The following is a 17,171-nucleotide window of genomic DNA, read 5'->3' as shown; positions in this document are numbered from 1 at the left end:
GCGCTACTCGTTTCAGTCGCCGTCGGATACGCTGCCCAGGCCATCGTCAACGCGCTGAGGAACCGGGTCGACTGATTCGACCGTCCAGAACATCCCGTTCAGGTTCGCCTTCTCTCCGGCTTCCTTCCGGTACTGCTTCTCCGCATCGAGAGCCATCTTCTCGGCATGATTCGTGAACGGGCCCTGCACAGCGAACCTGAGCATGTCGGGCTCGTAGTAGTTCAGGTCCGCCTTATCTGACGTCGCGTCGGGCAACCATTCGCCGTACCGACCCGTGTTCTTCTCGACCCGACCAAGAGCGATCAACAACGCCCGGTCGCGGTGCGGCCAGCTCAGGAACTCCGTATGGGAGATACCTACGCGCGCAGCGGCCTGCACCTCTTCCCGGAGCGCTACGCTGCTCCGTAGCTTTTTACCAGGGCCTCCGTGAGCTGTGTGGGCGCGTACTCGTTCAACGTCCACACGGCGTCACGGATCAGCGTCTGATCATGACCAGACAGCAGCTTGTACAGCCGATCCCACTGCTCAACAGTGAGCTCGTGGTCACCATCCTCATCAACCCGAACACCGGATAGGCGGGCCGCGGCGACGCTGACGGCATCCACGTTGTACCCGTAGTGACGATCCAGGGGAACGTTGACGCGGATCGGGTTCGCGAGGGTCAACGCCGCCCACTTATCCCCATCGACGCGCCCAAAACGAAGCGTCACCAGCGACCGTTCAACCTCATCCTCGATCGCGTCCAGTTCAGCGATGACCGCGTCTTGACGAACCGTCACGGGTTCCGCGGGCGCCGACAAGCGTCCCGGATCTGCCTGCGAATCGCGAGCATCCTCCGCACGCGCATCCTCGAGCCGCTTCAGCAGCTCGGAACGCTTCTTCGCGACCGAAGGCCGCAAGCACACCTGAACCTCAACCGCCTCCGCCGGCTCCTGCTCAGCCGCATCCAACACAGCATCAAAGTCCATCGCACCGTTCCTATTCATGCACCGTAGAGAATGTGAACCGGGCCGAGGGACGGTGCGAGACCCCCGGCCCGGAACTCGGTCACGCAGCGAACGTCGACTCGACCACCGAACCGGTGACCGTGACCTGCTGCTTCCACGTGAACTTCCCGGACCCGTTCACCGGGCCACGACGCTGCTCACCAAGCGTCACCGGAATCACGTAGCCCTTCTGCGAAACCGCGGCGAGGGTCGCGTTCGGCACGCCCGGACGGATCACGAAGTAACCAGACTTCGACTTCGCCGACCCCGACGGCTTCAGAACAACCGCAGCTGCCGAAGCAGCCGAAGAGTCCACGTACACCAGGCCGTCACCGAACGTGTACTGGGTGGTTCCGAGGGACTCGAGAACCTGCGTAAGCGCCAGACGCTCATCCGGGTTCTTGTTCTGCGTCGAGTCCAGCGGGAACCCGTCCGGCGTGAACGAGTGCGTCACACGGAACGACGTAGTCGCACCGAGCTCGGTAGCCGCCTTCACCGCCGTCACGTCAGCGATCGTGTCAACCCACCAGATCACCGTGTTCCCGGTCTGGTCGATCGCAGGGGGCACAACATCAGCCACATCGGCCATGCTGATCTCCTTTCTTCTCCCCGAAACCGGGGCGTCGGTACACCCCCACCCATCTGGCAAGGGGTTGATCCTCGGGGAGACCGAGGAAGAGAGTTAGGCGCGCTGAGAACGCCAAATGAAGTCGAGGTCCGCGTAGCGGGAGTACCCGTCGACTTCGATGCTGTCGGGGCCCTGATCCTTCTCGATCGCGCCGCACACGCGCCCGGAGATCGTGAGAACCTGCCCGACCATGCCGGACTTCACCACGTCAGCCACGGAACGCACAGCGGCTCGCGTATCAGCCACGACACGCACAACCACCCGGTACGTACCATCCGCAACATCAGAGACGTTCACCGCCAGGCGCCCGTCATCCTGACCGTCGAAACCCATGTCATGCTCAACGAGGAACGTGCCCTTACGCACCGTCCCATCATCAAGAGTCGCCTCACCATCGAACGTCAACGATGAGAGCGCCGGAACCCTGGACTTAAGCCGCGCATCGAACGCCGCGAAGTGTGCTGTTCTCATAGCCCCAACTTCCGCAACGTCTGATCGATCGCGAGCTGCACACCCGCCTCGAGATCCGGCTCCATCACAGCCTCAGCAACCAGATAGTTCCGTTGCGGTGTACCCCGCACACCACCCGGCGAATCCTCCACAATCCCCAAACCACCCGCACCCTTGCGGTTCAGGTTCGGCCCGAGATCCGTGGACAAGTTGTTGTCGACCGGGTCGTAATCAATCGAAGGCACATACGCGCCCAGATACTTGCGACCCTTCACGGCACCCTGCCACGCCCGCTTACCCTTCAACGCCGTGATCCCAACAGCCTTCTTGACCAACGGGCGCGCCTCATCAGGAGCCGAATCGAAATCCACAGCAAGCTTCCGCAGCTCCTCCGCCCCGTCGCTCACTGCACCTCCCGAACCGGGATACGCCGAGCCGTCGTCTGCGACCCAGCAGGAACCGCAACAACCACAAACCGACGCCCCACCAGCTCCGCATCATCCGGGCAACCAGTCACCAGAACAACAGCGTTCTTCACCACCGCACCCGACGAAGCCACCGGCAAATGAAGCTCATGCAACGACTCAACGAACACCTGCTCAGCCGCCGACGAGACCGAATCCTGCGTATCCCGACGCTTCACCCGACACGCACCCGAGTACACCACCACATCGGAGTCCTCATACTGCAGAGTCGCCGGATTCCACGTCTCCACACCATCAACCGTGATCGTGCACGACGCCGTCATCCGCGACTCCGCCTGCCGGCGCAGTTCGGGAAGGATGAACGTGATGTCGGAGCCGAGGGTCACAGTTCGCACCCGATTGGGTACCAAACCAGTGCCGGGTCCTGGAAGACGCCAGCATCCGGGGGCATCGTGTCGGTCTCGAAGGCGCCGCTCTTCACCGGGTTCAACCCCAGCATCTGCCACCACTCATCAAGGATCGTCACCCGCCCCTGACCGGAGCGGTACGTGCGAGACGACGAACCGTCATCGACGGAGTAGGTGACCTGCGTGGCGTTGTCGGGGCGTTTCGCATGATCCGACACCGCCTGACGGATGACGTAGTCAAGGGTGTCCTGATCCACCGTCGCGATGTTGAGACCCGTCGCGCGCGCGCTGATCAGCATGAGCGCGTCGTCGATCCACACCTGCCACTGACGCTCCGTAACGGAGCCAGAAGCAGGTGCATCCTGCCCGAGCTCGGTTGCGACATCAGCCGATGTGACAGTCGTCGTCAGCGTCATCATTCCTCCAAGCTCAGGGTGGGCGGGGTGCCGGGATCACCAGCACCCCACCGTTGGTCACACCGCGTCTGTGTATACCGTGAAGGCCCCGAGCGCGTCGGACTTGACGAAGCCGTAGTACGCCTCCACGAGCAGGAGGACGAGGTTCTCCTGGAACGCGGAGTGCACCGTGCCCGACTCGTCGGTGTACGACGCCTGGGTCGACACCTTGACCGTGATGTCCATGCCCTGACCCCATGCGGCCTGCGACCAGTCGCCACCGATCGCGCGGAGCTTCGTGTCCGCGGCCGGCGACTGCGCAACCGTGATCACGGGAGTGCCACCGGTCAGAGCGGAACCGTCCGCGTAGATCGGAGCCGCAGCACCACCGACGGGCGACAGGGTGATCGTGTACGGGCCACCAGCAGAACCGGAAACCGTGGCCGCTGCCCACAGGGGGCTGATGGCACGGATCGCGGTCTGCACCGCCGAAGCCGCAGCGTTGTACGCGATCGCCGACGTCGACGCTCCGCCGATCTTCAGGGTGAACGTGCCACCCGTCGGGGAACCGGTGATCGTGACGACCTGCACACGGTCACCGGAGCGACGGTAAGCACCAGACACGCCACGGTTGTAGTACGCCGGGTACCCGATGATGCTGCCACCCGTGAGGCCCTGGCTGGGGTCCGGGTTCCAGATCGGACGGCCCTGCGTGTCGGTCTGCAGCTTCAGCGTCGGCTTGAGCAGCGGGTCCGCCGCGAAGCCGGTGAAGTCGTAACCAGCCGACGCGACCAGCTGCTCACCCTTCACGAGGTCGGCGTACATGCCACCCGCGTTCTGAGCGGTCGTGCCGAGTTCGACGGTGTTCGCACCCTTGGTGAGGTAGTCCGCGAACGGACCCGCACCGCCGGTGCGAAGGTCGATGCCGCGGATCGCCGCGTAGTCGAACGCGCGCGAGATCGCGACGGGAAGATCCTGCTGCAGCATGTCGTACACGCCCGCAGCGTTCGTACGCACGATCTCCTCCGACACGGGCACGAGCAGAGCAACCTTCTTGCCCTGCATCTGCTTGATGCCGAACGCGGACGAACCGACCGGCTTCACGCCACCCTCAGACACCCAGCCGGCGGCGGGGATGTCCATGGAGACGGGGACGACGGTGTTCGCGGTCATTGCAAGCGGGACCTTGCGGGCGAGCTGCTGCACCGCCGACGTCTCGTTGACCTTGTCGAAGATGGGCCCCGCGATGGTCGGGGGCAGTACGGCGCTGGGGAGCCCAGCAAGAGTGGTGACGGGCATAGTTGCCGCCTTTCTGGCCCGTTACTGGGCCATAGATCGGGTGAGGAAGTCCGCGAACTGTTCCCCCGGCGTGCCGCCCGCGGTGGGCGCCTTACGCTGGTTCGGGTCAGGGTGCGGTGCCCGCGGGTTCTCCGGGGCAGGGGCGAGACGTGCGGCGAGGGACCGCATCACGTTCTCGTCGGTGATCGTGTCCAGCAGGGCGGCATCTTCCGCGGAGAGCTTGTGCTCGAGTGCGACATCACGGCGAAGGATCTTCGCGTTCGCCTCCGCCGTGAGGCGTTCCGCCTCCGCGAGACGATCCGCGGCCTTCTGCTCGGCGGTCTTCTGCGATTCCTCGATCTCGGCGAGACGATCGGCCGCAGCCTTGTTCGCCTTCGCCCGCTCTTCCCACGTACGTGAGTACTGCTTCTGCTTCTCCGCTTCGGCCTTCCAGTCGATCTCCTTGTCGCTGGTCGGCTGATCCGGGTTGTCGGTGACCTGTGCAGGTTCTTCGACGATCTCGTCGGACATGATTCTCCCGTTCGGGTTGGTACCCCTGTGCCGTGCGGCTGGGGCAGGTTCAGTGAGCGAATCCGTACTGCGCCCGCATCACGCGGGTGATGTTCCGGTTCGTCAAAGCGAACTCCGGGTGCTGCCGGAGAAAGACGCGCAGCTTCGTGGACCCGTAGTCGGGGTGCGCGCGACGTGCATCAAGGAGGTACTGCCTCGCACCATCGGACGCCTCAGCGAAACGGATCATCGTTTCCGAATCCGGGGCAGGCGAATCCGACCATGTCGGAACCGACACGCACTTACAGTTCGTGTGCCAATGGCTGCCGTTATGTGAAGACATCAACGCGCAGAATGAGCAGGCCGAAGCCCGGGCGAACCGTTCCACGCCCGTCGACAGCTTGTCCTTCTTCGCTGCCGCAGTGACCGTTTCCCTATCAGCCAGTGCGACGTACTTCTGCACCACACCAGCAAGCCGAGGCAAAGCGTCAGATGGTCCACCATCGAACGCGTCTGGGTTGAAGACAGGACTCAATGCCCACCCGAGCGCAGAAGCAAGTTCTTCACCAACGGACGGCAGAACCGGGTCAGCGGAGAACCCCTGCTTGGGACGCTCCGTCTCGTACCAGAGCGCCCCAGAAACACCGGCAACAGCACCGTACTGAGACACAACGCTGACCGCAGCAGGACGCATCTGAGCAGCTACCGCATCGGGCGCGTCACCCAGCAAGGATGCCCCATACGTGGTGATGTCCGCCTCAGCGAGACTCGTCACCCCGTTGATCAGCGCACGATGATCATCGACCGACGACAGGAGCATTCTGCGACCTCATCGCCTGATCCTGAACAGCCGGCGCAGCCGCCGCACCAATCGCCGAAGCGAGCTGCAATGCCTGCGCACGGCTCTTCTCAACCGTCACCTTCGACTGCTCTGCAGGCGTCAGCCCCACACGGTCATACGTGACCTGCGAGTCGGCGGGAAGGATGCCGGACCCGACGAGCTTGGACGCCTCATCGGCTGCAGCAGCTCGCGTAGGTGTCGCAGCATCCCGCCACCGCACCATCACCCGGGACGCGTAATCCTCCGGGAACGAACCATCCCGCATCAGCAGCGCCAGACGACCAACCTCAGACCATGCACGCCCAAACGCCGCCTGACGACGCTCCGCACGCTTCACCAGACGCGCCTCACCGGCACGGATCGCATCCGCACTAGCCGGGTTGTCCGTCTGGAAACCCAGATACGTCGGCGGGATACCCGCCTCAGCAGCCAGCAGAGTCGCATACCCCTTCACCTGATCGATGTACGGGGCCGGCGACGACGGCGGGAACTGCTTCACGTCCGGCGCAGCCTCACCCTCCTCATTCGGTGGCACATTCCACACGCGCCCCTGAATCGACGTCCACGGCGAAACCGGGTTACCGTTCGCGTCCTGGAACATGTCATCCGAAATGTTCAGACCGATCCGCTGCGGAGCGTTGTAGAACTCACGGTTCACCTCAAGGCCCAGCAGCGTGCGCGCCGCCGCGTCCGCGTAGTACCGAACCGACTTCGTGATCTCCGAACGGCCGGTCTCACGCGACCCGCGCACACGGTTCGGGACCATGACCACAGGGACACGGCCGAGCATGTGCCGATCCCGGTTCGTCACGGTCCACGTTGCCGACGTGTCGACCGTCACCGTCTCATCCGGCAGATACAGAGTCACCGACTCAAGACGACCATCATCGAAATCAGCAGCAACCGCAGCCTCAAGACGACGCGTCGTCCGCGACCACACACCGGTCACGTTCTTCGGCGAGTACGGCGTGATCAGCGGGTTCGGCTCACTATCAAGACCCGTCCCAACGGCAACGAATGACACCCCAAAGATCAGCGAGTCAAGATGAACCATCCCCGAGTCAACAGCCAGCTCGTTGTCGGCAAAGATCTGGTTCATCCCGAGCGTGTCGTCACCATCAACCGTCGCCCAACCCAGCCAGTCGAGACGCTCCTCGAGGACATCAACAGCGGTGCCGCACCATCCAGCCACCGTGCGGAGCATCCGCATGTTCGGCGGGATACTGATCCCGAACTGCTGCGTCACCCACTCCCCCGAGTACCGGAGGTCAGCTTCCCGGTTCGGGCTCTGAGCGAACATCAAACGCTGCAGGCACTTACGGATCAGACCTTCCTCATCAGGACTGAGCTCGGAGACCAGATTCACCGGACCACCACCTTCCGTCGCTCAGCCCGCTGAGGCTTCTTAACCGTGTCGTTCCGGGCGCCCCACAGGGCCAGGGTTTCCGCGACGATCGGGGTGATGTCGGACTCTTCGTCTTTCCGGTTCCACGCCCACCCACCAGCAAGCGGACGCTTCCGAGCCACCGAGAGAGCCACGTTCACCTGCGGCTGATCCGCATGGCGCACAGAACGGTCCATTACGGCATCGAAGAACTTGGCGCATGCAATCGCCATGTCGCGGCCTTCCGAGGCTGCCTTCGTGACCATGACGTTCGTCCCTGTCAGGTAAAAGCGACCATGGCGCTCGTCAACGAGCCCGGAGAGCTCATCCACGACGACCGCATGCAGGCGGTTCTTATTAGCTAGGTCATGAATGACGGGGGCAACCCAGTCGACGCCCTTTCGGGTGTCTACCAGAGCAACATGCCACTTCCCATCTGCCCGACGACCAGCGAAACCGATGGATGCCATGCTTCGGTTCGGCGTCACGTCTACGGCCAGGGTCAGCCGCTCCACCGGCATAGACGTCTCGTCGGCAATGGCAGACCAGGAGTCCTGGTCAATGACCCGAGCAACCGAGTCCGCCGACCACATGCCGAGGCGTTCCATGGCGAACTGCTCGTCCGACATCGAGGATCGCTCAGCTTCAATCGCTTCACGCTGAATACGTGTTCCGTACGCCGGGTTAGCTGCGCGCCATGACTCCTCGTCGTCCAGGTTGCTGTCCTGCGCTGCGGACCACTCCAAGTAGGAGATCCGTCGTCCAGACTTCTCAAGAGCCTGGCTACGCAGCTGAGAGAACACCTCACCGTCATCCTGCGGTGTGGGAGGAGTACCTAGAAGCCAGGCCTGCGGATTCTCACGAGCGGACATAGTCGGGAGAATCGACGACCACGCCGGACGCCCGAGAATCTGGGCTTCATCCAAGAGCAAGCAGTCGGCAGAGAACCCGCGAGATCCCGAAACGGATCGGGCCTTGATACGAATCGTCTGCCCGCCCTTGAACCGGATGTACTCCCGATTCAATGCCTTCATCACCGAGTCAACCCGCTTCGAAACAGCGGGATTGTCGTCGATGACATCAAGAAGCCTCTGGAAAACCTCACGGGCTGTATCCGTCTGGTGCGCCGAACAGATAATCGTCTTCTCACCGAACAGCAGAATGCCGGCCAAAGCACGAGCGACGATTAGCTGAGACTTTCCGTTCTGGCGCGGCGTCGAGATGCCAACCAGGCGGGAAGCCCACCTACCGTCGCTTCTCTCCCCCATCGCCGCCTCGAAGACGGCCTCCTGCCACTCGTCGAGGACAATTCCAAGACCCGACGACAGGGCCGAGACATCCTCCCAAGAGTTAGCTCGTGACGCCGGAACGTAGCGAACCCTTGGCGGGGCCTGCTCGCCGAGCAGCACGCCGCTGCGCGATTTCGTCAAGGAGGTCACGCTCCTTCTCCACGCCCGCAGCAGCATCGATATTGGGCATGATCGCCTTCATCAGAGTTGCGAGGTTGTTCTGCTGTTGCCGAGCCTCGCTGAGCACTGCATCGAACTTGACCTCAGCAACTCGCCCCTCGTCATCGGCGAGACGGAATCGAAGAAGGTTCAGAACACCATTGCCGGATATGACATCATCCAGGTCAGCGAGCCGATCAACAGCTCGAGCCGCCTCACGTAAGAGAACCAGTGTGGCGGTCTTGTGCTTCACAACAGCGACAGAGAGCGCATCAAACAGCGCCTGGCCATCCGGCCCCAAATCGGCCATCGAAGCCCCCAAATGCTCTGTGTGTGAAAGCCGCCTGGCCCCGGTGGTCCTGGTGGCTTGGGGGCCGGGGGGACTACCCGTGGGTTCCTTCACGGCTCAGGCGATTGCTTTTGCGCCCTTGGTGATGTTGCATCGCCAGCATGCGATCACGCAGTTGTCCCATGAGTGTGATCCGCCTTTGGACACTGGTATGACGTGCTCGAGGGTTGCCATGTTGTCTGGTCGCTTTCCTTTTTCGAAGGATGCGAACACCATGGGCTGCTTGCAGTAGTGGCATTGATCGCCGTCGCGCTTACGGAGCGTTGTCAGCGTCACGCCTCGATCGTTTGGGGTGGTGGATAGCCGTGCCCTGCGCAGGTGAACGTGTTCGGTTGCTGCGGCTATGCGGGCTTGTCGGTTCCGTTCGTATGCTGCCGCTTCCTTGGCCCTGAGTTCGGTGAGATGCGCGGCGCGGTATGCGCGGCATCGTGCCACGTTGGCGTCCCTGTTGCGGTGCTGTCGGGCACGTTCTGCGGATCTCCTGCACGCCCGACATGTTGTCTTCCTGCCTAGGGGAGATCTGCGGTCGAGGTGATAGTCGCTGAGGGGTTTCCACGCTGAACATTGCTGGCACTGGCGTAGCCCATCGGCATCGTTGATGGGTGCCGGCGGTCTGCGTTTAGGTGGCACTGGGATGTGTGCTTGCACGTCACCATAGCGCCAGTGCCGCTTGTAGTGCGGATCGCAGTATCCGAGCGCCTTGTTCTTGATCGGCCGCTCGCATGCATCAACGACACAGATAGACTGTTGCTCAGCCATAATCCCTACTTACCTAGGTGATCTGGTTAGGCCCCGGTTTGAGTGTTGGTAGCACTCGCCGGGGCTGCTCACATTTTACATGTTCAGCCCGAGCGGTCTCCTCACGATCTGGGAAACCGTGCGCGCCCGCTTCTTGCTATTGCAATCCCGATGCGCCGCTCTCATGTTGGAGAGCGCATCTTCTCCCCCCTTTGCGAGGGGGATGACGTGGTCTACGACGAAAGACTGTGGGTCTTTCCAGTCGGCTCCCCAGTCGATCTCCTTGCCGCAGATGTGGCAGTTCGGGCGGGTGCGGGCGAGGCGGGTGCGGGCTTTGTCGCGCGTGGTGGAGCTGCGTTTGGTGCCCATAGCTAGTCATACCCAAGGACGTAGTGCGGTCTTGTCATGTGGTCGTCGTCTGCGGGTCCGGGTGCGGCGACATCGCAGCAGTACATCGCGGCTATCGCGGACGAGTACTCGGAACCGCATTCGCAGGTGAACATCACAGGTCCGGGGTGCTCATCGGGTAGAAGCTGGAGTCGAACGACGGGCGTCGCGTCGCACCGCAGTACCGACAGGTGGGGGAGCCTCCGGCATAGGTCACGAACTCGTGGAGACCGCGAGCCCCGTTGGGCATGCCTCGATCGCACGGGTAGATCGGCGTGTTGATCGCCACGGTGTGCTCCTATCGGGGAAGAGGTGCCCGAGCGCCCCCAATGGGGTCTCACCTCACGTCCGGCGGTGTCGTCCGGCTCTGCCGACTCGGGTCTTCTGCAGTGCCGGCCGGCATAGCGCTACCCGCAATCCGTTATCACTCCTACGGGAAACGCCCCGGAGGCGATCGAAGATTGGACGCTGACTGCATTGCTCCTCGTATGGGAGTCGAACCCACATCACCCACGGCAGGCGTGCACACCAGTCGTGGGGAGAGCCGCTCTACCGGCGGCGGGGAAGGTCTACCTGGTGCGGGGCCAGCCGCAATGCCGGCAAGCCTGAGCGAACGTCGCCGTACCCACCACACGAGTCCACGCGTGCACACCGAGCAGGCAGGCGATCAACCGCCACCCGTGAGGGATCATGAGCCGATCAGGTGACGAAGGTCGATGAGAGCGATCGCGGTCTGTTGGAGGCGTTCGAAGTACTCGGTGCCGTGATGACCGCAGAACGCGACTGATCCGACACGGTATTCGGCGTACACGAACGCTTGCGCTCCGCAGCCTTTCGCATCACACCGGTCCGGGGCGGCTTCGACGACGAGGGGGCGGTCGACGATGTCTTTGGGGGCGGGGTCGAGCATGAGCAACCTCCCCATTGAGGCCATGCGTCGTAGATGGCACACCCCCGAGGAATCGAACCTCGCACGACGCGGTTTTGGAGACCGCCGCTCTACCACTGAGCTAGGGGCATAGGTGGCTCCGGGGGAGCTTTTCGCTTCTCCTCATCCGGGCTTATGGGTGCCGGGGGCAGCTTGCTAATCGGCGGCCGGAGCCTGGCATCGATATCAGCCGTCGATGCGCGCGCGTGTTCTGTTGTTCCCGCTGGCGTTGCGGGGTGGTGGCTCACCTCTCGGTGAACTGTCTCCGGCAACACCCGAGTGTCACCATCGAGTCGCCGGGACGCAGAAAAGGCCGCTCCCGAGTGGGCGCGACCTACACCACAAGTATAGCCACGCCCACACCCCATCTTGTCAAGCACCTTTCGCGTGTCTCGCCTTCATGACGAATCAGCCGAATGGGCGCTCAGGTAGATGCTCATCGACTTCAGGATCAGATTTGCCGACGCGAGCCGCCCGCCGCGTACATGCACGATCGCGGCATCCAGTTCCTCGGCGCTCTCGGCGGGATTGGACAGGTCAGACCGCAGCGGTCCGTCGAGGTACGCGGCGACCTGATCGAGAGAGCCGGTGAACTCGTAGGGCGCTCCGTCCGCATCCCGGTTGTCCACGTCGCGCAGGGTGATATCAGCCACAGGTGCACCTTTGTTGTTGCTGGTCATGCGGTCGCTCCAATTCCGTACTTCTTCGCGAGTCGCGCGGCTGTGCGTGCGACCCGTTTCCGCTCCTTCTGCTCGTCCTGGAAGACGAGGATCAAGTGCTCGTACTCCTCCTCCGGGTACCAGTGGCCGCCCTTGCACACGATCCGCCGATCGTCGCCAGGGAACGCCGGCGGCCACACTGCGATCGGCATCTTGCAGTCCTCACGCGGGCATGGCATCGCTGAGTACGCTGCCTGTTCGATGCGGGGCCAGCGGGCATTCATCCTCCACACGTCCTTGATCGCTTCGTCGAGGGCGTCGATGTCGTCCCGGTGTGTGGAGGCGAGGATCTGGTCGAGGCGGTGACGGAGCCAGGATGCGAGGCAGTTCACCTTCTCGGCCGCATCGATGGGGTGCACGTCGGCGGGTAGCCCGATGATGGTTCCGGTCTTGGTGCGCCATCCGGGTGCGGTGACGGTCGCGTTGTGGAGATGCCCGGCCCACACGTCTGCCCAGTAGACGAGGAGGCTGTAGATCTCGTTCGCGTCGTCGAATGCGGCCTGGTTGAACGGGAGTGGCGCGTCCTTCGAAGCGTCGACTCTCTCTCCGGTTCCGGAGGTCCCGATGATGGCGTGACTGATGAGGTGGAGGGTGAGTTCGGGTGTCTGGTTGAGGGCGGAGTCGATTCGTCCCCAGCAGCGGCCGCAGTAGTTCCCGTGGGTGGCGAGGTATGGGGTTCCGTCTGGGCGGCTGCATCCGCGGGCGCAGAGGAGGACCGTGGGGTTGATGTCGGTCATTGGTGGTCCTTCCGGGTGAGGGTCCATGAGGCGCCGGCTTGGAACGCGCCGCGGAGCATGGCACGAATCTCGGCACGAGTGAAGGTGACGTTGGGCCCATCGAGACCATCCGGGTAACGACGCTCCGACTCAGCCCTGGAAGCGGCGAAGATGAACCGTCGTGGCGATTCGGTGAGCATCCCCGCCGCCCGCAAAGCCCGCACAATGTGGGTGGCGAGTGGCGCGTCCGGGGTGGCGTGCAGTGCGATCTGGTCCCACTCCTGAATCGCCGTGTCGATGATCTTCTCTGCGTTAGGCATCGTGGTTCTCCTGCTCCTTGCGGTACGGGTTGTCGGACGGGACCAGGGCAACCCGGCTCTCGTCCACGGATGCGTCGTTGCCGAACTCGACAGCCGCCCATCGCGCACCCTCTTCCCAGGCGCGTTCAGCGACCAGACGGTCATGCTCGGACAGCCAGGCGTGCAGTGCCTCAGAAAGTGCGCCAGCGCCAAGCGAGTGGCTGCCGTCCACGCGGCGGATTTCGTTCGCCAGTTCATCGATGTACTCACTCATGCTTCTCCCTCCCGTACCGGCTCCCACGGGCCAGCCTTAGCAGTACGACGACGCCATACCGAGTAGGTGAGATGCCCGGCTCCAGTGGGATGGGTGGCGTCTTCCTCGATCTGGTACTCGGCGGCCTGATACTCGGCTTCATCGCGGGAAGCGCACGCCAGCCATTCGTACTCCTCCCCGTTGTCGAAGAAGCACCGCCAGCCGTACTCCCATTCGGTTTCGTCTTTCGGGGTGACGGCAAACCGGGACAAGATCGCTTCGGCCAGGCCGGGCCCAACGTTCGTGCCGGCGTCACCATCCAGCACCCCGTCGATGAACGCGGCGAGAGCTTCCCGGGTTTCCTGATCAGACATCACTCCCCCTCCCGGCCAACAGCTTCGGAACCCATCGGACGGGAGAACACGATCACGTCGCCGTCAACGATCCACGCCGCTCCTTCATCGCCGAGGTAGCCCGACGCGACCTTGACGAGTTCACCAACGTCGCCACCCCACACGCGGGACTCTTCGGAGTGGATAGATTTCGCCCAATGCGAAACAGTCACTGGTTGGTTCCCTTCTCGTAAGCGGACAAGACCGAACGAACGCGCTCGATGGCTTCGTCAACGTGCCCGTAATCGATGTTGTGAGGTTCGAGAGCTTCACGGATCACCCGCTCTGCCTCAGTTATCCGGGCATCCGCGATGTCGGCTTCCTGCTCCATCTCGCGGCGATACTCCGACACCAGATGAAGGGTGATGCCGACCGGATCGGTGATTGGTGGTTGATCCCGGAGCAGGATCGTGAGCGGTCCGAAGTAGTCGCGAGCGGTCCGCGCTCCATCGGTGTCCTCACCGATCGCTACAACGACGCGGAAGAGACCTTCTTCCGCTGCGACGAGGCGATCGATGACCTCGACGAGGACATCCGGGTCGATGTACATGGAATGTTCTGCGTCGCGTCGCAACTCCTCCAGGTTCAGCTCAGAACGGCACGCTCCCATCGTCAGCACCTCCCCACTGCTGTGCGCCCGCCTGAGCGGCTCCCGGGGTCGCCCACGGCTCATCGGGTGCTGAGGCCTGAGAAAGACCCCCAGAGCCGCCCGTAGACGCTGTACGCGTGACCTGAGCCGTGGCATACCGCAGCGAGGGGCCGATCTCGTCGACCTCCAGCTCGATCGCGGTCCGGTTGTTGCCCTCGAGGTCCTGGTAGGAGCGCTGCTTCAACCGACCGGTCGCGATGACACGGGAACCCTTCGTCAGCGAACCGGCGACGTGCTCGGCGAACTCACGCCACACCGACGCGCGGAGGAACAGCGCTTCGCCGTCCTTCCACTCATTCGCCTGACGATCGAACACCTTCGCCGTGGAAGCGATCGTGAAGTTCGCGACCGGGAGCCCGTTCTGCGTGTAGGAAAGGTTCGGGTCCGCGGTCAGGTTCCCGACGACAGTGACGACGGTTTCACCAGCCATCAGTCGGTCACCTCGTTCGCGTCCTCAGCTTCAACCTGGACGGGGTGGGGTGTCGTGAGCGTCTCGGGGATCACCACGATCGCCTCCGGACGCAACGGCAGAAACGCGCCCTTCGGGAGCTCGACGGTGAGTTTCACCTCGACCGTGCCCTGCTTCGGCTTCTGCGAGCGGTTCTGCGTCGACCCGACGACCTTCGCGCCTTCGATCGAGTGGGGCTTGTCGAATTCACGCCGCTGCTTGGCCCAGTACGTGTACTCGGGCTGCACCTGCAGGTACACGGTGGCTTTCACTGTCTCGTTCATGCTGTTCTCCTTTGCTGCCGTTCCCGGCTGTCCTGTCCTTCAAACCCGCCCAGTGCCCTACGGAGAGCACCCGACTCCTGCGGCGTCCACGCTGGGGCGTCGGGGAACCAGTGGCGGATGGTCTTGGGGTGTGCGTTGACGGTGCGTGCGACCTCAGCGATCGGGCATCCGTCCTCAAGCAGCCGTGCTGCGAGCTCCCGGTCCTCCACCGGGTGGGGCTGCGGCGGTTGTTGTGCAATCCCTGCGCGCTCCCGGTACCGGGTCACCTGCCTCGCATCACACCCAAGCCGGCGAGCCGCCTCAGCGAGCGACAACCCCTCCGGGAGCAGAAGGAACTCCTCCCACCGTGACCGGCACGTCCGCCGATACCCCGGAGCCTCCATGCGAAGCCGACGCAACCGGATCGGGGAAGCGAGCAGCCCGTCGATGAACTCGCTCAACGCATCAACCCCACTCACGACGCCACCCGCTCGGATGCTGTGACGTTTCGGTTGGACCGGTCGCCGTGACGGTGTGGATAACTTGAGTCGGAATCTGCTGCATCTTCGTTAGAAGATGTTGCTGTTGTAGTTCCTGTTGCTGTTTCTGTTGTAGGGGGCTGGTAAACCGTTACCCTGCCCTCGTCAGATTTGACCCCGAAACCGACCCCTAAACCGTTGGGTAAACCGACCCCTAAATAGGTCGCCGCGCCCACAGGAAGATCGGTCACCATCTCCCGCGGGTTCACCGCGTTCTGACGCAGCACCGTCTTCACCTGAGGCTTCTCCCAGGCCGGCAAATCCGGCTCAGCCTTCTTCAGACGCTGCAGCTCCCACACGATCCCGGCGCGGATCTTGTTCGAGGCGACGACGCCGAAGTCCTTCGCCATCGTCACCGCGAGGCGCGGGTTCCGCATCACCGGGTCGTGCTTCAGGAACGACCGGATCGCGACCTCTTCCGTGTCCTCGTCGATGATCACGAAGTGCGCGTCAGCGAGCTCGGCGGCGGCGATCAGTACGTCCCGGCCGGTGCATTCGGCGGCGCGTTGCGCGATCCGTCCCGGATGCCATTCGGCGACTCCTGCGTACGTGAGACGGGGGTCTGACAGCAGCAGCATGTACAGCCACTGCGCAGCCGGGGTGAGGCCACGCCATCGATCGTCTGACCACATGTCCTGACGGATCTGCGCATAGTCACGAGGCATCGTCGACCCCCTTGATCTCGACACCGATGGTTTCGGGGGCGGGGAAATCTTCGTTCCGCTTCGCGACCCACTCGGTCTCAGCGTTTATATGGCCGTCGTGCCATCCGGCGTCGTACCCGGCGTTCCAGATGACGCTGTCTCCGGCCATCAGTGCACGGGTCTGGTCCTCAGCATCCGCGAGCAGGTGCTTGATGACACCGCCCGCATAGCGAACCTTCTGCGCCGTTGCGGCAGGACCTCCCCAGGAGATGCGTAGCGCCTTGATGACGACCACGAGGGGGATGCCGCGCCGGTACCAGTCGGCTGCGAAAGAATCGAGGTCGGTAGCGCGGTCTGCCGCGTAAGAGGGGGCCACGCTGTTCCAGGCGTCCCAGACCGTATCGACGTACTCAGCTTCGGCTTGCAGGTTCGCCTCAAGGGCACGGAGCGCCAGCGCTCGTGCCTTGTTGTAGTTGGCTGCGACCATGTCGACGTCTGCAACCGTCTCGGCGTCCGCGGGCGTGGCCGACTTCCCCGAGTTGCAGTCCCGGCATGCGGAGACGAGGTTGCTCGGGTCGTCGGTGCCGCCGAGAGCAAGCGGGGTGACGTGGTCGATCTGAAGACCTTCACCAGTCTCGTTGCCTCTGGTTCCGCAGTAGTAGCAGCGGAACCCGTCGCGTCGGAGAACCTCGAACCGTGTTCTCTTACTGACAGTCATCACTCGACCTCCTTCCTGGTGTGTTCGTCGATGAGCAGCCACCTGCGCCCCTCAAGATCCGTGACCGGGGTTTCCAGCGCACGAGCGAGGGTTGCGGCGTTGGTGGCGGCCTTCTCGACCCGTAGACCCCTGTCGATGAGATCCATGCGGGTGATCGCGCCGGCGTTCTCCGCGTCGGAGTTGCACTGCTGGCATGTGGCGACCAAATTGCCCGGGTGGTTGAGGACACGACTCCCGCCGTGGCCGCGGTTAGCGCGGTGATGAGCGGTTGTTGCCTCCCCCTGACAGTTGTGCAGCGCCAACAGGCAGAACCCACCATCCCGGGCGATCACGGCACGCTTCACCGACACCGGCGGATGATTCAACCGAGTACGTCG

28 protein-coding genes and 1 tRNA gene are annotated in these 17,171 nt (G+C 63.3%); all 29 read right to left on the bottom strand.

The genetic code is table 11. From position 1 onward, the window contains the following. Window positions 1-12 precede the first annotated feature (12 nt). Entirely contained in the window at window positions 13-378 is a 366-nt protein-coding gene (locus AC6CQV_RS03365; RefSeq protein WP_498260286.1) for a hypothetical protein, read from the bottom strand. A 14-nt stretch (window positions 379-392) separates the two neighbouring features. Then, window positions 393-968: a hypothetical protein gene (locus AC6CQV_RS03360; protein WP_498260285.1), complete on the bottom strand. Its 576-nt coding sequence runs from the start codon at window positions 966-968 to the stop codon at window positions 393-395. Between the two features lie 79 nt (window positions 969-1,047). Beyond that, window positions 1,048-1,575 carry a phage tail tube protein gene (locus AC6CQV_RS03355; protein WP_498260284.1) on the bottom strand — a complete coding sequence of 176 codons (528 nt, stop codon included), beginning with the start codon at window positions 1,573-1,575 and terminating at the stop codon, window positions 1,048-1,050. A 93-nt stretch (window positions 1,576-1,668) separates the two neighbouring features. Beyond that, window positions 1,669-2,085, bottom strand: a complete 417-nt coding sequence (locus AC6CQV_RS03350; protein ID WP_498260283.1) for a hypothetical protein — start codon at window positions 2,083-2,085, stop codon at window positions 1,669-1,671. Next, entirely contained in the window at window positions 2,082-2,471 is a 390-nt protein-coding gene (locus tag AC6CQV_RS03345; RefSeq protein ID WP_498260282.1) for a hypothetical protein, read from the bottom strand. Before AC6CQV_RS03345 ends, AC6CQV_RS03350 begins: the two co-directional genes overlap by 4 nt. Further along, on the bottom strand, window positions 2,468-2,875 hold the full coding sequence (locus AC6CQV_RS03340; RefSeq protein WP_498260281.1) for a DUF6093 family protein: 408 nt from the start codon (window positions 2,873-2,875) through the stop codon (window positions 2,468-2,470). The genes AC6CQV_RS03345 and AC6CQV_RS03340 overlap by 4 nt, the downstream gene beginning before the upstream one ends. Next, a complete protein-coding gene (locus tag AC6CQV_RS03335; RefSeq protein ID WP_498260280.1) occupies window positions 2,872-3,315 on the bottom strand; it encodes a hypothetical protein in 444 nt (147 codons plus the stop codon). The genes AC6CQV_RS03340 and AC6CQV_RS03335 overlap by 4 nt, the downstream gene beginning before the upstream one ends. Window positions 3,316-3,369: 54 nt before the next feature. Next, entirely contained in the window at window positions 3,370-4,590 is a 1,221-nt protein-coding gene (locus AC6CQV_RS03330) for a phage major capsid protein (RefSeq protein WP_498260279.1), read from the bottom strand. 21 nt (window positions 4,591-4,611) lie between these two features. Then, a complete protein-coding gene (locus tag AC6CQV_RS03325; protein WP_498260278.1) occupies window positions 4,612-5,100 on the bottom strand; it encodes a hypothetical protein in 489 nt (162 codons plus the stop codon). Window positions 5,101-5,149: 49 nt separating this feature from the next. Continuing rightward, window positions 5,150-5,899 (bottom strand): VG15 protein, encoded by a 750-nt coding sequence (locus AC6CQV_RS03320; protein ID WP_498260277.1) that lies wholly within the window; start codon window positions 5,897-5,899, stop codon window positions 5,150-5,152. Further along, window positions 5,877-7,286, bottom strand: a complete 1,410-nt coding sequence (locus AC6CQV_RS03315) for a phage portal protein (RefSeq protein ID WP_498260276.1) — start codon at window positions 7,284-7,286, stop codon at window positions 5,877-5,879. The genes AC6CQV_RS03320 and AC6CQV_RS03315 overlap by 23 nt, the downstream gene beginning before the upstream one ends. Further along, complete coding sequence (locus tag AC6CQV_RS03310) at window positions 7,283-8,743, bottom strand: terminase large subunit domain-containing protein (protein ID WP_498260275.1); 1,461 nt, start codon at window positions 8,741-8,743, stop codon at window positions 7,283-7,285. Before AC6CQV_RS03310 ends, AC6CQV_RS03315 begins: the two co-directional genes overlap by 4 nt. After that, window positions 8,655-9,062 carry a hypothetical protein gene (locus AC6CQV_RS03305; RefSeq protein ID WP_498260274.1) on the bottom strand — a complete coding sequence of 136 codons (408 nt, stop codon included), beginning with the start codon at window positions 9,060-9,062 and terminating at the stop codon, window positions 8,655-8,657. The genes AC6CQV_RS03310 and AC6CQV_RS03305 overlap by 89 nt, the downstream gene beginning before the upstream one ends. A gap of 96 nt (window positions 9,063-9,158) precedes the next feature. Then, the gene (locus AC6CQV_RS03300; protein ID WP_498260680.1) at window positions 9,159-9,317 is read right to left on the bottom strand and encodes an HNH endonuclease; all 159 of its coding nucleotides are present in this window, start codon (window positions 9,315-9,317) and stop codon (window positions 9,159-9,161) included. Window positions 9,318-9,935: 618 nt separating this feature from the next. After that, the gene (locus tag AC6CQV_RS03295) at window positions 9,936-10,208 is read right to left on the bottom strand and encodes an HNH endonuclease (RefSeq protein WP_498260273.1); all 273 of its coding nucleotides are present in this window, start codon (window positions 10,206-10,208) and stop codon (window positions 9,936-9,938) included. A 133-nt stretch (window positions 10,209-10,341) separates the two neighbouring features. After that, complete coding sequence (locus tag AC6CQV_RS03290) at window positions 10,342-10,515, bottom strand: hypothetical protein (protein ID WP_498260272.1); 174 nt, start codon at window positions 10,513-10,515, stop codon at window positions 10,342-10,344. A 399-nt stretch (window positions 10,516-10,914) separates the two neighbouring features. Further along, window positions 10,915-11,136, bottom strand: coding sequence for a DUF7455 domain-containing protein (locus tag AC6CQV_RS03285; protein ID WP_498260271.1), 222 nt, complete (start codon window positions 11,134-11,136; stop codon window positions 10,915-10,917). Between the two features lie 34 nt (window positions 11,137-11,170). Next, window positions 11,171-11,246: transfer RNA gene (locus tag AC6CQV_RS03280), tRNA-Trp, on the bottom strand. A 306-nt stretch (window positions 11,247-11,552) separates the two neighbouring features. Further along, window positions 11,553-11,834 carry a hypothetical protein gene (locus AC6CQV_RS03275; protein ID WP_498260270.1) on the bottom strand — a complete coding sequence of 94 codons (282 nt, stop codon included), beginning with the start codon at window positions 11,832-11,834 and terminating at the stop codon, window positions 11,553-11,555. Continuing rightward, window positions 11,831-12,610, bottom strand: a complete 780-nt coding sequence (locus tag AC6CQV_RS03270; protein WP_498260269.1) for a hypothetical protein — start codon at window positions 12,608-12,610, stop codon at window positions 11,831-11,833. The genes AC6CQV_RS03275 and AC6CQV_RS03270 overlap by 4 nt, the downstream gene beginning before the upstream one ends. Continuing rightward, on the bottom strand, window positions 12,607-12,909 hold the full coding sequence (locus AC6CQV_RS03265) for a hypothetical protein (RefSeq protein ID WP_498260268.1): 303 nt from the start codon (window positions 12,907-12,909) through the stop codon (window positions 12,607-12,609). Before AC6CQV_RS03265 ends, AC6CQV_RS03270 begins: the two co-directional genes overlap by 4 nt. Next, the gene (locus tag AC6CQV_RS03260) at window positions 12,902-13,162 is read right to left on the bottom strand and encodes a hypothetical protein (protein ID WP_498260267.1); all 261 of its coding nucleotides are present in this window, start codon (window positions 13,160-13,162) and stop codon (window positions 12,902-12,904) included. The genes AC6CQV_RS03265 and AC6CQV_RS03260 overlap by 8 nt, the downstream gene beginning before the upstream one ends. Continuing rightward, complete coding sequence (locus AC6CQV_RS03255) at window positions 13,159-13,515, bottom strand: hypothetical protein (RefSeq protein ID WP_498260266.1); 357 nt, start codon at window positions 13,513-13,515, stop codon at window positions 13,159-13,161. The genes AC6CQV_RS03260 and AC6CQV_RS03255 overlap by 4 nt, the downstream gene beginning before the upstream one ends. A 187-nt stretch (window positions 13,516-13,702) precedes the next feature. Then, window positions 13,703-14,152, bottom strand: a complete 450-nt coding sequence (locus tag AC6CQV_RS03250; RefSeq protein ID WP_498260265.1) for a hypothetical protein — start codon at window positions 14,150-14,152, stop codon at window positions 13,703-13,705. Then, window positions 14,124-14,612, bottom strand: a complete 489-nt coding sequence (locus tag AC6CQV_RS03245; RefSeq protein WP_498260264.1) for a single-stranded DNA-binding protein — start codon at window positions 14,610-14,612, stop codon at window positions 14,124-14,126. Before AC6CQV_RS03245 ends, AC6CQV_RS03250 begins: the two co-directional genes overlap by 29 nt. Then, complete coding sequence (locus tag AC6CQV_RS03240) at window positions 14,612-14,914, bottom strand: hypothetical protein (protein WP_498260263.1); 303 nt, start codon at window positions 14,912-14,914, stop codon at window positions 14,612-14,614. Before AC6CQV_RS03240 ends, AC6CQV_RS03245 begins: the two co-directional genes overlap by 1 nt. A gap of 454 nt (window positions 14,915-15,368) precedes the next feature. After that, entirely contained in the window at window positions 15,369-16,097 is a 729-nt protein-coding gene (locus tag AC6CQV_RS03235; protein WP_498260262.1) for a hypothetical protein, read from the bottom strand. Beyond that, window positions 16,087-16,794, bottom strand: a complete 708-nt coding sequence (locus AC6CQV_RS03230) for an HNH endonuclease (RefSeq protein WP_498260261.1) — start codon at window positions 16,792-16,794, stop codon at window positions 16,087-16,089. Before AC6CQV_RS03230 ends, AC6CQV_RS03235 begins: the two co-directional genes overlap by 11 nt. Next, the gene (locus AC6CQV_RS03225) at window positions 16,794-17,144 is read right to left on the bottom strand and encodes an HNH endonuclease (protein ID WP_498260260.1); all 351 of its coding nucleotides are present in this window, start codon (window positions 17,142-17,144) and stop codon (window positions 16,794-16,796) included. Before AC6CQV_RS03225 ends, AC6CQV_RS03230 begins: the two co-directional genes overlap by 1 nt. Between the last annotated feature and the right edge of the window lie 27 nt (window positions 17,145-17,171).

It is taken from the genome of Microbacterium sp. EG9 (assembly GCF_059759475.1).
The sequence above is the reverse complement of the archived record's forward strand: the minus strand, read 5'-3'. Positions and strand labels throughout refer to the sequence as shown.

Excerpts from the sequence above, each read along its gene's own strand:
- AC6CQV_RS03325 (WP_498260278.1), bottom strand. The coding sequence starts at position 5,100 with ATGTCCGACGAGATCGTCGAAGAACCTGCACAGGTCACCGACAACCCG.
- AC6CQV_RS03245 (WP_498260264.1), bottom strand. The coding sequence starts at position 14,612 with ATGGCTGGTGAAACCGTCGTCACTGTCGTCGGGAACCTGACCGCGGAC.
- AC6CQV_RS03255 (WP_498260266.1), bottom strand. The coding sequence starts at position 13,515 with ATGTCTGATCAGGAAACCCGGGAAGCTCTCGCCGCGTTCATCGACGGG.
- AC6CQV_RS03270 (WP_498260269.1), bottom strand. The coding sequence starts at position 12,610 with ATGACCGACATCAACCCCACGGTCCTCCTCTGCGCCCGCGGATGCAGC.
- AC6CQV_RS03275 (WP_498260270.1), bottom strand. The coding sequence starts at position 11,834 with ATGACCAGCAACAACAAAGGTGCACCTGTGGCTGATATCACCCTGCGC.
- AC6CQV_RS03305 (WP_498260274.1), bottom strand. The coding sequence starts at position 9,062 with ATGGCCGATTTGGGGCCGGATGGCCAGGCGCTGTTTGATGCGCTCTCT.
- AC6CQV_RS03300 (WP_498260680.1), bottom strand. The coding sequence starts at position 9,317 with ATGGTGTTCGCATCCTTCGAAAAAGGAAAGCGACCAGACAACATGGCA.
- AC6CQV_RS03360 (WP_498260285.1), bottom strand. The coding sequence starts at position 968 with ATGGACTTTGATGCTGTGTTGGATGCGGCTGAGCAGGAGCCGGCGGAG.
- AC6CQV_RS03285 (WP_498260271.1), bottom strand. The coding sequence starts at position 11,136 with ATGCTCGACCCCGCCCCCAAAGACATCGTCGACCGCCCCCTCGTCGTC.
- AC6CQV_RS03295 (WP_498260273.1), bottom strand. The coding sequence starts at position 10,208 with ATGGGCACCAAACGCAGCTCCACCACGCGCGACAAAGCCCGCACCCGC.
- AC6CQV_RS03230 (WP_498260261.1), bottom strand. The coding sequence starts at position 16,794 with ATGACTGTCAGTAAGAGAACACGGTTCGAGGTTCTCCGACGCGACGGG.
- AC6CQV_RS03335 (WP_498260280.1), bottom strand. The coding sequence starts at position 3,315 with ATGATGACGCTGACGACGACTGTCACATCGGCTGATGTCGCAACCGAG.
- AC6CQV_RS03320 (WP_498260277.1), bottom strand. The coding sequence starts at position 5,899 with ATGCTCCTGTCGTCGGTCGATGATCATCGTGCGCTGATCAACGGGGTG.
- AC6CQV_RS03235 (WP_498260262.1), bottom strand. The coding sequence starts at position 16,097 with ATGCCTCGTGACTATGCGCAGATCCGTCAGGACATGTGGTCAGACGAT.
- AC6CQV_RS03350 (WP_498260283.1), bottom strand. The coding sequence starts at position 2,085 with ATGAGAACAGCACACTTCGCGGCGTTCGATGCGCGGCTTAAGTCCAGG.
- AC6CQV_RS03265 (WP_498260268.1), bottom strand. The coding sequence starts at position 12,909 with ATGCCTAACGCAGAGAAGATCATCGACACGGCGATTCAGGAGTGGGAC.
- AC6CQV_RS03260 (WP_498260267.1), bottom strand. The coding sequence starts at position 13,162 with ATGAGTGAGTACATCGATGAACTGGCGAACGAAATCCGCCGCGTGGAC.
- AC6CQV_RS03355 (WP_498260284.1), bottom strand. The coding sequence starts at position 1,575 with ATGGCCGATGTGGCTGATGTTGTGCCCCCTGCGATCGACCAGACCGGG.
- AC6CQV_RS03330 (WP_498260279.1), bottom strand. The coding sequence starts at position 4,590 with ATGCCCGTCACCACTCTTGCTGGGCTCCCCAGCGCCGTACTGCCCCCG.
- AC6CQV_RS03240 (WP_498260263.1), bottom strand. The coding sequence starts at position 14,914 with ATGAACGAGACAGTGAAAGCCACCGTGTACCTGCAGGTGCAGCCCGAG.